Source organism: Streptomyces albiaxialis, assembly GCF_039530985.1.
GTDB classification, from domain to species: Bacteria; Actinomycetota; Actinomycetes; order Streptomycetales; family Streptomycetaceae; genus Streptomyces; species Streptomyces albiaxialis.
In genome coordinates, this window is the sequence record NZ_BAAAPE010000023.1 from 28,648 (window position 1) to 42,767 (window position 14,120).

Below are 14,120 nucleotides of genomic sequence, written 5' to 3' on the forward strand. Positions count from 1 at the left end.
GGGCCCCCGGAGACCAATCCGAAGACCCAGCAAAGCTGACCGCACACCCGCGTGATTCGCCCAACTGCCAAGTAAGGCATTCGCTCGGCCGCTGCCAACGGCCAGACGAGTGGATGCGTGTCCGCCCAACACACGTGAGGGTACCCAATGCCCGCCCCCACTGCCGAGAGCGCAGCCAGCTATGACCGGATTGTGTCCGCTCTGAGAGAGCAAGGATCACGATTCGAATACGAGCGATCACACAAGGCGAAGTGCCAGTGTCCAGCTCACGAGGACCGCACGCCGTCCCTCGCCATTGATCACCTATCGCTCGACCGGAAGACGGTCGTCTGCTGCCATTCGGGTTGCCCCACCGAGGATGTCGTCGCCGCCCTCGGACTACAGCTCTCGGACCTCTACGACGATCCGATGCCCGAGAACAAGCGGAGCGGGTTCCGTCGGGCGGCCGTACCCCGGGCTCGCACCAGGAAGACGTCAGGCTCCGACACTACGGCCCCGCGCAAGAAGACGAAGAAGGACACGCCCTCGTGCGCGGGCCCCTTCCGTGAGGCCGCACGGTACGAGTACCTCCGTCTCGCCGACGACGGCGAGCGCGTACCGGTGGGGGAGAAGATCCGCCGCCAGTGCATCGGCTGCCCCACGTGCGCGGCCGACGGCGTCAAGCCGGAGAAGCGGATCGTCTGGCGCCGTGCGACCGCCGAGGGAACCTACGACTGGCCGGACCGCGCCGACCAGTGGCACATCCCCGAGAACCCCCCGCTCTACCGCACGCCCGAGCTGGCCGCCGCGCCACGCGGCAGCCGCGTCTACCTGGTCGAAGGCGAGAAGGGCGCGGACCTGCTGGCCGCGCGGGGGGAGCTGGCAACCACCAAGCCGGGCAACGCGCGGTCGAAGTGGCGTCCCGAGCACACGCCCCTGCTCGTTGGACAGCACGTGATCATCATCGCGGACCGGGATACGCCGGGCTACGCCTGCGCCCACGCCGCCCGCGAGGCCCTGCTGCACGACGCCGCGTCGGTCGCCGTCGTGCACACTCCCGTGGAGGGCAAGGGCGCGGACATCGAGGAACACCTCGACGCCGGGCTCGGCCTGGAGGACCTGGTCGCAGTCCCCGAATCCCTCCTCGACCCCACCGCGAAGAAGGACAGGGGCGGGGCCTCGCAGGAGGCGCCCGCAGGTTCGGCGGCCGAGGGCGCCCGGGGGGTCGGTGAGCCCATCGAGGGCGACGACGGCCGCCCCAACAGGAGGGACGAGTACGCCGTCCGGGATGGCGAGCTGGTCAAGGTCACCCGCCGCCGGACGGGCTCCGACGAGGACGGCCACCCCGTCTACGAGGTGAATTTCGACGTCGTCCTCGGCCTCGCGGCGCGGATCGTCCGTACCGAGGCCCGCGACCTCGGCGAGGGCCCCGAGCACCAGCCCAACATGGCAGCTCCGGCCGGTGACGACGTACCGCCCACCCTTCCCACCTACAGCTACGTCCTGGAACTGGTCCACCCCAAGCACCAGGATCAGCCCGTCCTCATGCGCGTCGACCGCAAGGACTTTGACGAGGGCACATGGCTGCACAACTTGCCCTGGCCCGACACCTACTGGCGCCCCGGACGGACCGGCGCCGCGCAGATCTGTGCCGCGATCCGCTCGCAGAGCGCGGACGCGGAACGGGCTCTGGTGTACGCAGCCACGGGATGGCGCCGCCTGGATGACGGCCGCTGGATGTACGTACACGCCGGGGGCGGGATCACCGCCGACGGGCACCGGGCGCTCCACTGCCACTTCCCCGGCCGCCTGTCCCTGCTGGCGCTCCCGGAACCGACGCAGGACCCCGCGCGGATCCGTGAGGCCGCGCTCGTATCGCTCACACTGCCCCGTCACCTGCCCGAGCACGCCGCCGTGGTGCTGCTGGGACTCACCTACCGTGCCGCGCTCGGCCGCTGCCCCAGCTCCGTCCTCGCCTACGGCCTGCCCGGCTCCGGGAAGACCTCCACGTGCACGCTGCCTGTCCGGCACTTCGCGCCCGCGCTGCACCGCTCCGAGGCCATGCTGTCGATCTCCGACTCCGGCTCGACTGTCGGGGGCGGCACGGAGATGCAGTACCGCACGAAAGACTCGCTGCTGCTGGCCGACGACTCCGCGCCGGACCGCTCCACCAAGGACGCCGCCGTCCGCACCTCCCGGATGGCCCGTACCCAGTACGGCGGCGAGGGCCGCGTGCGGCTGGCCCGCACCCGCAACGGGGACCTCGACCTGGACGAGCAGCGCGGCCCGCGCGGCAGCCTGATCCAGACCGCCGAGGTGCTGCCCTCCGCGCAGTCCGGGCAGGAGCGCATGCTCACCCTCCAGTTCAGCGCCTCCGCCCTCGACGTGGAGACGCTGGCGCGGCTGTCGAGCCCGGAGACCGCGCAGCAGTGCGCGCTGCTGATGTCCAGCTACATCCGGTGGCTCGCGGCCGACTACGAGCGGCGCCACCGCGAGGTCACCCGCCTCGCCGACGTCTACGCCGCCCGGCTGCGGGACTACTGCGGCCCGCGCCCCGCCGAGCACCTGGGACAGTTCGCGGCGGGCTGGGCCATGATGTTCTCCTTCCTGCGCGACGTCGGCGCCCTCACCCAGGCAGAGACCGAGGGATGGGGCGCGCTGGCCTGGAACGCGCTGCTGGACGCCGCCGACCACGAACGCGACCTGCTCAAGGACCAGGTGATGCACCGCAAGCTGCTGCGCTATCTCTCGGCCGCGCTCTCCGGCGGTCACGCCCACCTGACCGGCCCCGATGGGAAGTGCCCCAGCGACCAGGAAACGGCGCTCCGCTACGGCTGGACGATCACCGACAACAGCGCCGAGGCGAACACCCCGCCGAACACCCCCCCGCCCGCTCCCGTGCTCCGGGCGGGGGGCGTGCCGATCGGCGTCGTCACCCTGGTCGACCGCGAGGACAGCCCCGGCACCCTGGAGGAACGGCTCTGGCTGGACCACCAGCAGGCAACCCGCGTCGCCCTGCGGATGGCGTCCGAGCTGGACGAGCCGTTCAACGTGCAGGCCCACACGCTCACCGAGGCCCTGCGCCAGGCAGGCGTCATCACAGTCGAGTGGGAGACGACGAAGAACGGCCGTTGGGTCAAGCCGCGCAGGAGCATGCCGGGCGGGCGCCGCCGCGTGTGGGATATGCCCGTCCACGCGCTGACCGACCCCGACGGGGGCGAGGGCAACGGTGGCACATCCGGGCCGCGTCCCGCCCCGCCCGGCATGGACCCGCTGTTCGACCTCGGCGACGTCGCCCCGCCCCCGCCGCCGTCCACCCCCGAGTCCAGCCCGCCCGCCGTCTTTCCCGACCACACCTCGGCCGAGGCCCCGTCGGCACCCGCCGCGGTGACGGCCGTACAGCCCGAACCCCAGCCGCAGCAGCCGGAGTTGCCGGACGCGGCCGACGAGCCGACCTCCGGGGACGAGCACCAGGACCCGGACGACGACGAGCACCAGGAGCACGCCGCCGGGGTGCCGGAGGCGATGCCGGGCGCGGACGAGGACCCGGAGGACAACGAGCACCAGGCCCTCGCCGACGGCGCGCACCAGGACCCGGGCACCGAGGAGTTCACGCACCGCAAGGGCACCGTCCGGCAGCCCGTGGACCCGTGGCGCGCGGCCGTCGCCGTCGCCGACCTCGACGGCGTCTACCTCCCGGACGGCGACGTCCTGCCGCTGCCCGCGCCGCCCGGCGAGCTGCACGCCGGGCACCTCGCCCAGCTCGCCCAGGACATCGGGCTCGGGCACGGCGGAAGCCGCCGGGGGAGCGGTCCGTCCGCGCGCTGGCGCCCCGACCCGGGCATGGTCTACATCCATCACGCCCTCGCCGAGGCCCTGAACCTCCCCGACCCCTACGCCGTCGACACCGACACGTTCGAGCACCGCACGGCGCGGGAAGTCCTCGCCCGGCACCGGGGGCACCCGTTCCTCGCCCGCGCCCGGACGGCCGGATGGCAGGTCGACCACTTCGGGCAGCCCACCCGCGTCTGGCGGGAGGCCGAGGACGGGCGGCGCCAGTCGCTGATGCTGGAGGTCACCGACTGGGCCCAGCAGAAGGGCGACAGCCCGTTCCTCACCGACGGCCCGGAGCCCGTGGTGCTGGCCCGTCGCGCGCAGCAGCTCGCCGACACCGTCGGCATCACCTACCGGACCGGGCCCGGCTCCACCGGTCACGATCTGCTGCGCCGCATCCGCTCCGGCACCGGCCGCGCCGAGGCCCTCCAGCCCGTACAGCTCCCCGACGTCGCACGGCGGAACCTCTCGCTGTACTCCGGGCGCTCGTACGCGCGCGGGCTGACCGCCTCGCCGCTGCTGGCCGCGCTCAGCCCCGCCGAGCAGGCCCGCCGCTTCGTCACCCTGTGGGACGCCAACGGCTCCTACCTGTCCACATGCGGCCCGCTGCGGGTCGGGTACGGCGAGGTCACGCACCTGACCGACCCGGACGAGATCGACGCCGCGCTACGCGACCAGCTCCCCGGCTACTACTTCACCACCCCTCCTAAGCACACCGAGACGCGGACGTTCGACTTGTTCGCGCCCCGCCGGGGCGGGGCGCAGCCGTACGCGATGCCCACCGTCCACTACGCCCGGCATCAGCTCGACCTCGACTTCCGCATCCGGGAGGCGTGGGTGTGGCGCAGCCACTACCGGATGCTGGAGCCCTGGTACGAGGTCCTGCGCGGCGCCCGCGCGGGCCTGCCCGCCGACGTCGACCCCACGGTCCGCACCACCCTGAAGGCCGTCGGCAACCACGCGATCGGCCTGTTCGCCGCCCCCGCGCTGGCGGGCAACCCCCGCCGGGGCATCGAGGACCGCGCGACGTTCCAGCCGTACGCGAACGCCGCGATCCAGGCCGCGCAGCAGACCAACATCATGCGCACGATCCTGCGCGTGGCCGAGCGCAGCGCCGCCGAGACCGGCGAGGCCATGTGGCCCATCGGCTTGATGACCGACTGTCTCGTCTACGCCACCGACACCCCGGAGTGGACCCCGCCGCCCGGCATGCGCACTGGTGACGGTCTCGGCGCGTTCAAGCCGAAGGGCGCCGCGCTCATGACCGACGTCCTCGACCACCTCCGGGCCAACGGGCGTCACACCGTGCTCGACACCTCCCTCTACACGGCGCCGGAGGCATGGTCATGGCAGTGAAGAATCAGGCGCACGTGCTGTGGGCGGGGTTGACCGGGAGGCGTCCGCCGCGCAGCGTCGGGGAGATCGTGGACGCCGTCGGCGGCACCCGCGCCGCCGCGCGGCTGGCCGGGGTCGCGCAGCGCACGATGCAGAAGTGGCGCAAGGAGGAGGCCGACGCCGTCGGGAGCGTGCGCGGCATGGTCCGGGCCATGGGCGGGCGCCAGCAGGCCGCCTCGGCCGCAGGCGTCTCCCCCCGCACCATCCGGGACTGGGAGCGCAAGGAACGGCGCGGCGAGGCCCTGGGACCGCGTCAGCAGGCCCGTGCCGGTCGCCTCCAGGACGCCGCCGCGCGCGCCCACGCCGCCAAGGTGGAGCACCGGCCCGGAATCGCGAAGATGCGGCAGGACGTGGTGAACGACGCCGCCGCCCGGCAGCGCGCCATGAACCCCCGCCGGGCCGCCCGGATCGCCAACTCCGGTGCGCGCGTACGGATGCACGCCCACGTCTCAGTGATCGCGACGGACCCGCTCAACCCGGACCGCCGCAACCGGGAGAACATGGACGTGGAACTCCGGGGGCCGGTGCTGGACGAGACGGTCAACGAGTGGATGAACGGCGGGGACGCTGACGCGGTGCTCGGCAAGATGTCCGAAGCGTTCACTCAGCACTACCTTCACCACGACCCCAACGCCGAACACGCAGGGCCGCAGGGCGGTGGCGGGGCACGGTGGACGTTCAACAGCATCAAGTCCATGCAGATCTCACAGGCCACTCCCGGCGCCCCCAACACCTTCCGCTACCGGGACTGACCGAAAGAACGCGCGACGCCCGGCATGCTGCTCAGCATGCCGGGCGTCATGCTGAGCGCAGCCAGCGGGCCCGGTGGCGGGGGAGGGGCAGCCCGCCGCGCGGCGGGCGCGGACCGGACCCGGGCGAGGCGTACAGCAGCGCCGCGACGGTCAGGCTCAGGCCCTCGTCCCCGGGCCCCGCCAGACACTGCGCCGCCTCGGCCCCCGGGTGCCGGAGCGCGCCGACGTCCGCCGGGCCGGCCCCGCACCACTCCGCGGCCGTCTCCCGCGTACGTCCCGCCGCCTGGTGCAGGTCGTACGCCCACAAGCTCGCCGCGTCGGACGGTTCGGGGAACGGCCGCTCCTCGGGATGGCTGCACCACGCCAGACGCAGTAGCAGGTGGACCCGCGCGTCCGGGCACAGCCCGGCCCACAGCCCGGCGAGGACGTCATCCTCCGCGCACGCCCGGGGATCGCGGTCCGCCGCGCGGTAGATGTCCTCCAGCTCCACCAGGAACGTCTCAACAGCCGTGTCCATAGGGCCAGTCTGCCCGGTCCGGGCCAGCCCGAGGTTCCGGTTCCCGGACCCGTGACGATCGGGACGAGAGAGCCGTTGACCGTGTCACCAGCGAGTCATCCCCGACGAGAGCAGGAGCAGCGGCATGCGGTGGCGCGAGGACTCCGGGGGCCGGATGACACCGGGCACGGCGGGCGCGCTGGCCGTGGTCGGCCTCGGTATCGGCGTGGCCTCGGGAGTGCTCGGGGCATGGCCGGGGTGGGTGCGGGTGGCCGGGGCGCTCGGCGCCGTGTTCGCGGTCCTCGCGTTGCGTTCCGGGACCGGAACGGATCGGCCCCGGGCAGAAGAATGGCCGGTGTCCTCAGTCCGCCGCAGAGCAGCGGGTGGCACAGACACCGGCCCCAAACCCCTTAGCCACGAAAGGTGACGTCGGGACCGCCATCATAGCGGCCAGGTCTCCGGACGGGGTACAGCGCGCGCGTCACCGTTGCCACCCGTTGACAGGGTCGGATATTGTTCTCCCTGTCGTTTGTCTCGGGTGCGGCCCGTGCCGTCATGCCTCCGCGCGCCCTCCCTCGCCCCGAAAGGACCCGCCATGATCCGTGCCGGGCGCACCACCTACACCCTCGCCCAGCTCGCCCAGAAGAAGGGCCTCAGCAAGGGCCGGTTCTCCAACCTCAAGATCCACAAAGCGCGCGAGCACCCGGCGCCGGTCAGCTCGGAGCGCGCGCGGCTCACCCTGTGGGACGCCGGACAGATCGACGCCCACTACGCGGGCGAGCCCGTCCCGCCGCTCCCGCCCGAGGGCCCCGGCGACCTCCTCGACCGGCACGAAGTCGCCGCCGTCCTCGGCGTGGACGTGGGCACCTGGGACCGCTACGTCTCCGGCCTGCCCGGCATCCCCGGGACTCCCGACCCCCTAGACGTCCACGGTGTGGAGCACTGGAGGCGCGGGGACATTACCGACTGGGACGCGCAGCGTCCCGGATACGGCAGCGGCGGAGGACGGCCGCGCGCCCGCCACCAGGACGCCCCGACCCTGCGGGACCTGAGCGGCGCCGACCTCCTTCCTCCCGGTCACCCCGAGGCCGCCGCGCTGCTGGACACCCCGGAGCTGACCGCCGAGGCCGCCGCCGAACGCCTCGACCTCACCCCGGACTCCGCCCGCCGCGCCCTGCGCGCCGCGCGGGCCCGCGCCCTCGCCGAGGCCCTGCCCGACCCGGCCGGCATCGACCCGGCCGGCATCGAACAGACGGCGCGCGACGAGCTGGGCTACACCGCCCGGGACGCCCGCACCGCTGCCCGCACCGTGGCCGCCTGGCACCGCGCCGCCGCCGCGCACCCCTACCTGCTCGGCATCCAGACCGGCCTGGAGGCCGAGGGCCTGACCGTCTCGTCCGCGTGGCTGCGGGTGCGCCCCGGCGACATCGTCACCGCCTCCCTCGCCGTCACCGACGGCCCCACCGCCGGATACCTGATCTGGGACGAGCGCTATGGCTGGCGCACCAGCCCGACCGCCGTCGACGCCACCGCCAGCGAGACCGCCCCGCCCACCGGCCCCGGCATCCGCTACCTGTGCCGCTCCGCCCCGCACCCGGACGCCGCGCACCTGCGCCGCCAGGTCGCCGACCGCCGCACCGGCACCCGGCAGCCCAAGCGCATCGTCGCCCCGCCCGGGGCGCTGCCCGCTCCTCCGGTCGACGGCCCCGGGCAGCGCCCCGCCGACGATTACCGGCAGCTCGCGGCCGACGCCCTCGACCGCATCGAGGACATCCGCGCGAAGGGCCGCGAGCCGTCGCTGGAGGACCTGAGCACCGTGAAGGGCATCCTCGACGCCGCGCACGCCGCAGGCATCAGCCGCGACCAGATCAACGCCGCCCGCCGCGGGCGTCAGCGGCCGTAGGCCCCGCGGCACAACTCCAGCGCAGAACCCCGCAGTTGCCCGGAGTCCGCACCCCACCGGCACAGGTCGGCAGGGGAGACCCCGCCGACGCGCGTACGCGGCACCTCCGGCGCCGGAGCAGCAGCACGAGGCGGCGCCGCAGGCCGCCGTGCCGGAGCAGGCTCCGGAGCACGGCCCGGCGCCGCCGTACGGCCCGCAGACGCCCGCACCGGCGCCTGCGGCTCCGGCACCCCCTCCGGGTGCTCCACGGCCCTCCTACGGCCCTCGGCCCGGTCTCCCGGTGCCGTCGGCGGCGCGGCCGAGGGCACCGATGCCGCCCGCCTCGGCGGCTCCTCCGAGGGCTCCTCCGGAGGCGACGCGGGGCGCGTCGCAGCGGGCGCCGCCGCCCTCGGCTCGCGGCCGTGGTGACCCTCGGGGTCCGCGCCCGGCTCCGTCGTCACGCACCCCGCCACCGGCACCGCCAGGAGCAGCACCAGGACGCGAGGGACGCGGGGGGCCTGATTCCTCATCACGCACTGGCAACGCGCGGGGGTGTCTGCGCGTTGCGGGCGTGATTAGTATCGGATATTGTTTCACATGCCGTTCGGCAGTGGCAGCCGTCGGCACCCGAACCCGCCCGACGAAAGGAACACGCATGCCCGAGTTCTCCGCCGGTCAGTACATGTGCACGCGGACCGACTCCGACCCCGTGAGGATCACCGGCGTCTACCCGTGGCACATCACCTACGAGTGCAGTGACGGCGTGCTGGAGAGCGTGGACGAGACGGCCTACCGCACCCTCGCGGAGCAGACCGCCGACTGGCGCCCCGCGACGCCCGAGGAGATCGCAGCGTTCAAGGCGCGCTACCGCCCCGCCCCCGTCAACTACCTCCCGGACGACGAGGCCGCCTACCTGGAGGAGACCTACGGCGACCCGGACACCGGGGAGAGGCCCTGCCACTCCTGCGGCGGCCGTCGCTACCACTACACCCAGGCGGAAGGGCAGCCCCGCCCCGCCGAAGCGGAGCGCGCGTACCAGGAGCTGGAACGCCGTATCGCCGAACGGGGCGTGAGCGAGCTGGACGTCATGGGCGCCTCCCTGTTCGACGACCTCGACCAGCTCCTCGGCGACGGCGCGCAGGCCCTCATGGAAGCGGCGGACACCACCGTCTGGATCCGGGCCGCGTGCGGCTGCGCGGAGAACCTGTGCCGCGTGGTGGACATCAACGATCTGGAGGCGGTGAACCAGTGACCTCTACGGCCGCCCCGTACTGACTTGCCGTGGCGAGGACGGCGAGGCCGCCCGGTCCTGCACTGCGTGCGCGTCGACCCCCGCCCCAAGCGCTGATCCCGCGCCACCCACGGGGCCCCTGCCCGCCGACATGGCAGGCAGGGGCCCCGACGCGTGCGCGGCTCCCACGGCTCCGCGCACGTTCCCCCCGCATCACCCGCACGGAGGACAGCACCGCCTTGCCCGTGTGTTGTGTCTCGGATAATATTCTTCCTGTCGGAACGCGGTGGCAGCGGACCGACACCAGACCCCGACCCGGAAGGGAAGAACATGACCACCCAGCACACCGGCGCCCCCACCACCGACCCGCACCTCGCCCCCCACCTCCCGCCCACCCCGCGGAACCTCGAATCGGCCGTGCGCGCCGTCGCACGGATTACCGAAGACGCGTGGCTGCCGCTCGTGGGCTACCCCGGCAGCGACGTCCACTGGCGCGTGCGCTGCCTGCTGTGCGGCTGGGAAGGCGAGCGGTTCTACAGCCACCTGCGTCGAGGGCGCCCCGCGTTCCGCCACCCGGACTGTCTCCCGCTCGAAGAGCAGCAGGGCGCCCTCGACGCCTACCGCACGGCCCGCTCGCCGGAATGCGTCTGCCTCTTCGCGCACCCCACCACCCCGGCGGCCGTGCGTGAAGTGCGCTCCGCGATCGACTACGCGCGGCGCGTCGGTGACCTCCACGGGCTGATGATCCACCTCGTCCGGCTGCTCGGCCCCTGCCCCGCCGCGCCCGCCCGCGCCGAAGCGTTCCGCGCCGAGGCCGCACAGCCCACCCGCTGACCACCCCGGGGCGGGGCCCGGCGGCCCCGCCCCGCCACCCACTTCACCCGGCGGACACCACCGCCCCACGACAGGAGACACCATGACCGACCGCAAGTTCGTGTTCCTCGCCGGAGCCTCCGTCAAGGTCACCATGCAGGCCCGGACCGAGGAAGCCGCCCGTGCCGCGTACGCCGAGATCCGAGGCGAGACGTTCGCCGTGGAGCACACGACCGGCGACGGGCACGGCATCGACAGCCTCGAACTGGAGGGCTTCGAACCCGAGCTGGAGGAGGACACTGACACCGACAACGGCCAGATCACGCTTCTCGCGGAGGCATCCGTCCTCGTATGCATCCGGGCCCGGACCGAGGAAGCCGCCCGCACCGCGTACGAGACGATCCACGGCCAGCGGTTCGGAATCGACTCCACCACCCGTGACGGGCACTGCCTCGATGACCTCGACCTGGAACAGGCGCACCCGGAGCTGTACGAGGTCGATGACGAGGAACCGGTGACCGACTGCCCCGCCCAGGGGTGCCCCGGCTACCTCGTCGCCGACCGCTGCACCTCCGCCGACCACCCCGCCTGACCCGAGGCCCGTACGGAGCCGCGCACCCCGCGAGGGCGGGGTGCGCGGCTCCGCGCACGTCCGGCCACATCACCCGCCCGGGGGACGACGCCACGTTGCCCCCGTGGCGTGTTTCGGATATTGTTTTCCTTGTCGGAACGCAGTGGCAGCGAACCGGCACCAAACCCCGACCCGGAAGGGAAGACCATGACCCAGGCCCAGGCCCAGCTCACCGTCTCGCACCACACCCTCACGGACGCGCTCAAGCTCGCCGCCCTCGCTGTCCCCGCCCGCCCGAACCCGCCCATCCTCGGAGGCGTGATGGTCGAAACCGCGGCGGCCGGCACCGCCACCCTGCACACCTACGACTACGACGTGTCCGCCCGCGTCACCCTGCACGCCTCAGCCACGGCCGACGGGCGCAGCCTCCTCATGCACGAGGACATGAAGAAGACCCTCGCCGCCGCCGCAAGCGGCGAGACTGCCGCCGTCGCCGGACGCGCGCCGGTCACCGTCGCCGACGGGACGCTGTCCACCCCGGACCTCACCGTCCCCCTCGACACCGGGGACCTGAAGGAGTACCCCAGCGCCCCCGAGCCCGCGCCCGTCATGGCCACGGTGGACGGCGCGGCCCTCATGTCCGCACTCAGGCGCGTCCTGCCCGCCTGCGCCACCGATGAGACGGTCTGGCATCTCACGGGCGTCCACGTGACCCTCACCGGGAAGTCGCTGCGCCTCACCGCCAGCGACCGGTACCGCCTCACGGACGCGGAGATCCCCGCAGACCTCACCGAGCACGCACCCGCGCGCGCCACCGCCATCCTGCCCGGGGCCATGCTGCGGGCCCTGCACAAGCAGCTCCGCACCTACGAGGGCCCCGTCGGCATCGGCATCCTCGACACCGCCCCGTACGTCGCCACGCTCACCCTCGGGCACCTGGATCTGACCACGCGGCTCCTGGAGGGCGAGTTCCCCTCGGCCGACGCCCTGTTCCCCAAGACGTGGCACGCCGCCCTCACCCTGCCCCGCACGGCCATGGAGCGCGCCGCGCGCAAGGCCGCCGCCCTGAGCAAGGTCAAGGGCGGGAAGAACAACCCGGTGATCATCGACTGGCACGACACCATGACCATCGCGCCCAAGGTCGATGCCGACCAGAGCGCGGTTCGTGGCATCCCCGTCCCGGTCCCGGAGTCCCTGGCCCCCCTGCGCGGCACGCGGCTGATGCTCAACGGCGGATTCCTCCTCGACGCGCTCAGCACGTTCGACGGCGAAACCGTCACCCTGCACATCCCCGAGCCGGAGCAGGACCAGGGCCCGGACGACCTGAAGCACGTCATCAAGCCCGTGTGCTTCACCGACGGGTCGTCGGCCTCCGCCGACTACCGGCACCTGCTGATGGCGGTACGGCCGTAGCAGGCCCCAGCGTCCGCCCCCGGAGCACCCCGGGGGCGGACGCACGCCCGGCACCCCGCCGGGCCCCCGACCGCCGACCGTGCGCCAACCGCCCCAGAGAGACCCCATGCCGACTCCCGAACTGACCGACACCGACCGCGCCCTGCTCCGTGTCGCCGCCGCCCACGCCCCGGGCCACATCCCCGGCCCCCTCGCCCGCCGCATCCGCGAAGACCTCGGCCTGTCCACCACCCAGTACACGCAGCGTCTCCTCGCCCTGCTGCGCTCCCCGGAGGGCACCGCAGCAGCGCCTACGCTCGCGCGCCAATGGCACGGCTACCTCGACCACATGGCCGCAGCACGCGGCGAAACGCGGCCGTAGGCCCTCGCAGAGGCCCTGCTCTCCTGTGCCCCCGCCCGGACTTCCGGGCGGGGGCACAGCCGTCCCCGGACCCCGGTAGGCCAGTAGGCCACCCCCAAACCGGCCCACTGACCAGCACAGATGCCCACCCACACCCCCCATGGCCTACCGGCCTACCGGGGTCCGAAACACCACCCCATAGGAGTACACGACACGTTGGAACGCGTGGCACATCTCGGATAGTGTTCTTCCTGTCGGAACGCAGTGGCAGCGAACCGGCACCAAACCCCAACCGAAAGGCAAGATCATGAAGGCGTACGCTCTTCTCCTCCGTCCCGGCGGCCCGTTCGAGGTCCACGACTGGCCGGCCGACGGGGTCCCCCCTCAGCAGACCCTCTGCTCGGACTGCGACAAGGCCCTCGACGTCCTCGACCTCGACGCGGACCTCACCCTGTGGTTCGCCGACCTCGGCGACCAGGACCCGCGCCCCTTCAACCCCGCCGCCACCGCCCTCATCGGTGACTACCTGCCCCACCAGCAGCGACACCACGGCATCGCACTCCTCACGGGAGGCATGTCCGCCCAGGGGCTCATCCTCGGACTCACCGCCCACCAGATCACCGGTCTCACCGCCCACTACTGCGGCCAGCCCTGCGCACTGCCGCCCCAGCGCCAGAGCTGATCAGCACCGGGGGCCGCTCCAGCAGCGGCCCCCGGCCTACCCCGCACCTCATAAGGCCCAAGAGACCGGAGATCCAGAATGAAGTTCACATTCCTCTGCGACTGGACAGACGAAACCGAAACCCAACTCTACGGCGACCCATTCGCCATCGTAGTCACCGCAAACAGCCACGCAGAGGCAGCCCACAAGGCCGCAGAGACCGCCATCAACTCGCACGGGCTCCAGGAAACCCACAACCCAGAGGAATTCTGGAACGAACCCAACGGGGCACGGATCGCATCGTCCCACATCGGAGACATCATCAGCACCCTCACAAACCGCAGGAACTTCGAGATCATGCGCGCGGAGGAGCCGGAGGAAGAGCCAGCGTGCCCGCACGCGGAACTTCTCCGCAACCACGGCAAGACAGTGCTGGAGGCCCTCGCAGTGTACGAAGCGAGGATGGCCAGCAACGTAGCGAAAACCCAAACCGCAGCCGCATTCGGAGCAATCCCAAAAAGGGACGCTAAGGAAATCGCCCAGACATTCCGAGAGCAACAAGAAAAGGGAATTCAAGCGCGCGAGGAAATCAACGCCATTTCACCAGAATAGTTGCGCCGAATAGGTAAAGAAAATCCGCGAGAGGAAATGAATTCCTCTCGCGGATTTTCTTTACCACTACAAAAGCGGGAGAAGATCACGCTTTAGCGTGATCACAACGCTAGAGCCTGGGCGCCCTGGCGCCCAGGAACC

Annotated in this window: 11 protein-coding genes; 10 read left to right on the forward strand and 1 reads right to left on the reverse strand. The window is 72.5% G+C overall.

From position 1 onward, the window contains the following. Positions 1-408: 408 nt before the first annotated feature. Together ABD343_RS36410 and ABD343_RS36415 are read left to right on the forward strand one after the other, a co-directional pair. Positions 409-5,169: a hypothetical protein gene (locus tag ABD343_RS36410; protein WP_344534581.1), complete on the forward strand. Its 4,761-nt coding sequence runs from the start codon at positions 409-411 to the stop codon at positions 5,167-5,169. Then, positions 5,160-5,960 (forward strand): hypothetical protein, encoded by an 801-nt coding sequence (locus ABD343_RS36415; protein ID WP_344534583.1) that lies wholly within the window; start codon positions 5,160-5,162, stop codon positions 5,958-5,960. Before ABD343_RS36410 ends, ABD343_RS36415 begins: the two co-directional genes overlap by 10 nt. A 46-nt stretch (positions 5,961-6,006) precedes the next feature. On the opposite strand, the gene ABD343_RS36420 is transcribed toward ABD343_RS36415, so the two are convergent. After that, complete coding sequence (locus tag ABD343_RS36420) at positions 6,007-6,477, reverse strand: hypothetical protein (protein ID WP_344534585.1); 471 nt, start codon at positions 6,475-6,477, stop codon at positions 6,007-6,009. A 574-nt stretch (positions 6,478-7,051) separates the two neighbouring features. Between ABD343_RS36420 and ABD343_RS36425 the strand changes: the two genes are divergently transcribed. The 8 genes from ABD343_RS36425 to ABD343_RS36460 all read left to right on the forward strand — a co-directional run bounded on the left by ABD343_RS36425 (position 7,052) and on the right by ABD343_RS36460 (position 13,979). Further along, complete coding sequence (locus ABD343_RS36425; RefSeq protein WP_344534587.1) at positions 7,052-8,359, forward strand: hypothetical protein; 1,308 nt, start codon at positions 7,052-7,054, stop codon at positions 8,357-8,359. A 634-nt stretch (positions 8,360-8,993) separates the two neighbouring features. Beyond that, positions 8,994-9,590, forward strand: a complete 597-nt coding sequence (locus ABD343_RS36430; RefSeq protein ID WP_344534589.1) for a hypothetical protein — start codon at positions 8,994-8,996, stop codon at positions 9,588-9,590. A 309-nt stretch (positions 9,591-9,899) separates the two neighbouring features. Next, on the forward strand, positions 9,900-10,403 hold the full coding sequence (locus ABD343_RS36435; protein ID WP_344534591.1) for a hypothetical protein: 504 nt from the start codon (positions 9,900-9,902) through the stop codon (positions 10,401-10,403). An 82-nt stretch (positions 10,404-10,485) separates the two neighbouring features. Beyond that, a complete protein-coding gene (locus ABD343_RS36440; protein ID WP_344534593.1) occupies positions 10,486-10,974 on the forward strand; it encodes a hypothetical protein in 489 nt (162 codons plus the stop codon). Between the two features lie 186 nt (positions 10,975-11,160). Next, positions 11,161-12,366 carry a DNA polymerase III subunit beta gene (locus tag ABD343_RS36445; protein WP_344534595.1) on the forward strand — a complete coding sequence of 402 codons (1,206 nt, stop codon included), beginning with the start codon at positions 11,161-11,163 and terminating at the stop codon, positions 12,364-12,366. Positions 12,367-12,472: 106 nt separating this feature from the next. Continuing rightward, entirely contained in the window at positions 12,473-12,727 is a 255-nt protein-coding gene (locus ABD343_RS36450; RefSeq protein ID WP_344534597.1) for a DUF3263 domain-containing protein, read from the forward strand. 286 nt (positions 12,728-13,013) lie between these two features. Then, on the forward strand, positions 13,014-13,388 hold the full coding sequence (locus ABD343_RS36455) for a hypothetical protein (protein WP_344534599.1): 375 nt from the start codon (positions 13,014-13,016) through the stop codon (positions 13,386-13,388). A 78-nt stretch (positions 13,389-13,466) separates the two neighbouring features. Next, complete coding sequence (locus ABD343_RS36460) at positions 13,467-13,979, forward strand: hypothetical protein (RefSeq protein ID WP_344534601.1); 513 nt, start codon at positions 13,467-13,469, stop codon at positions 13,977-13,979. The last annotated feature ends 141 nt before the right edge of the window (positions 13,980-14,120 follow it).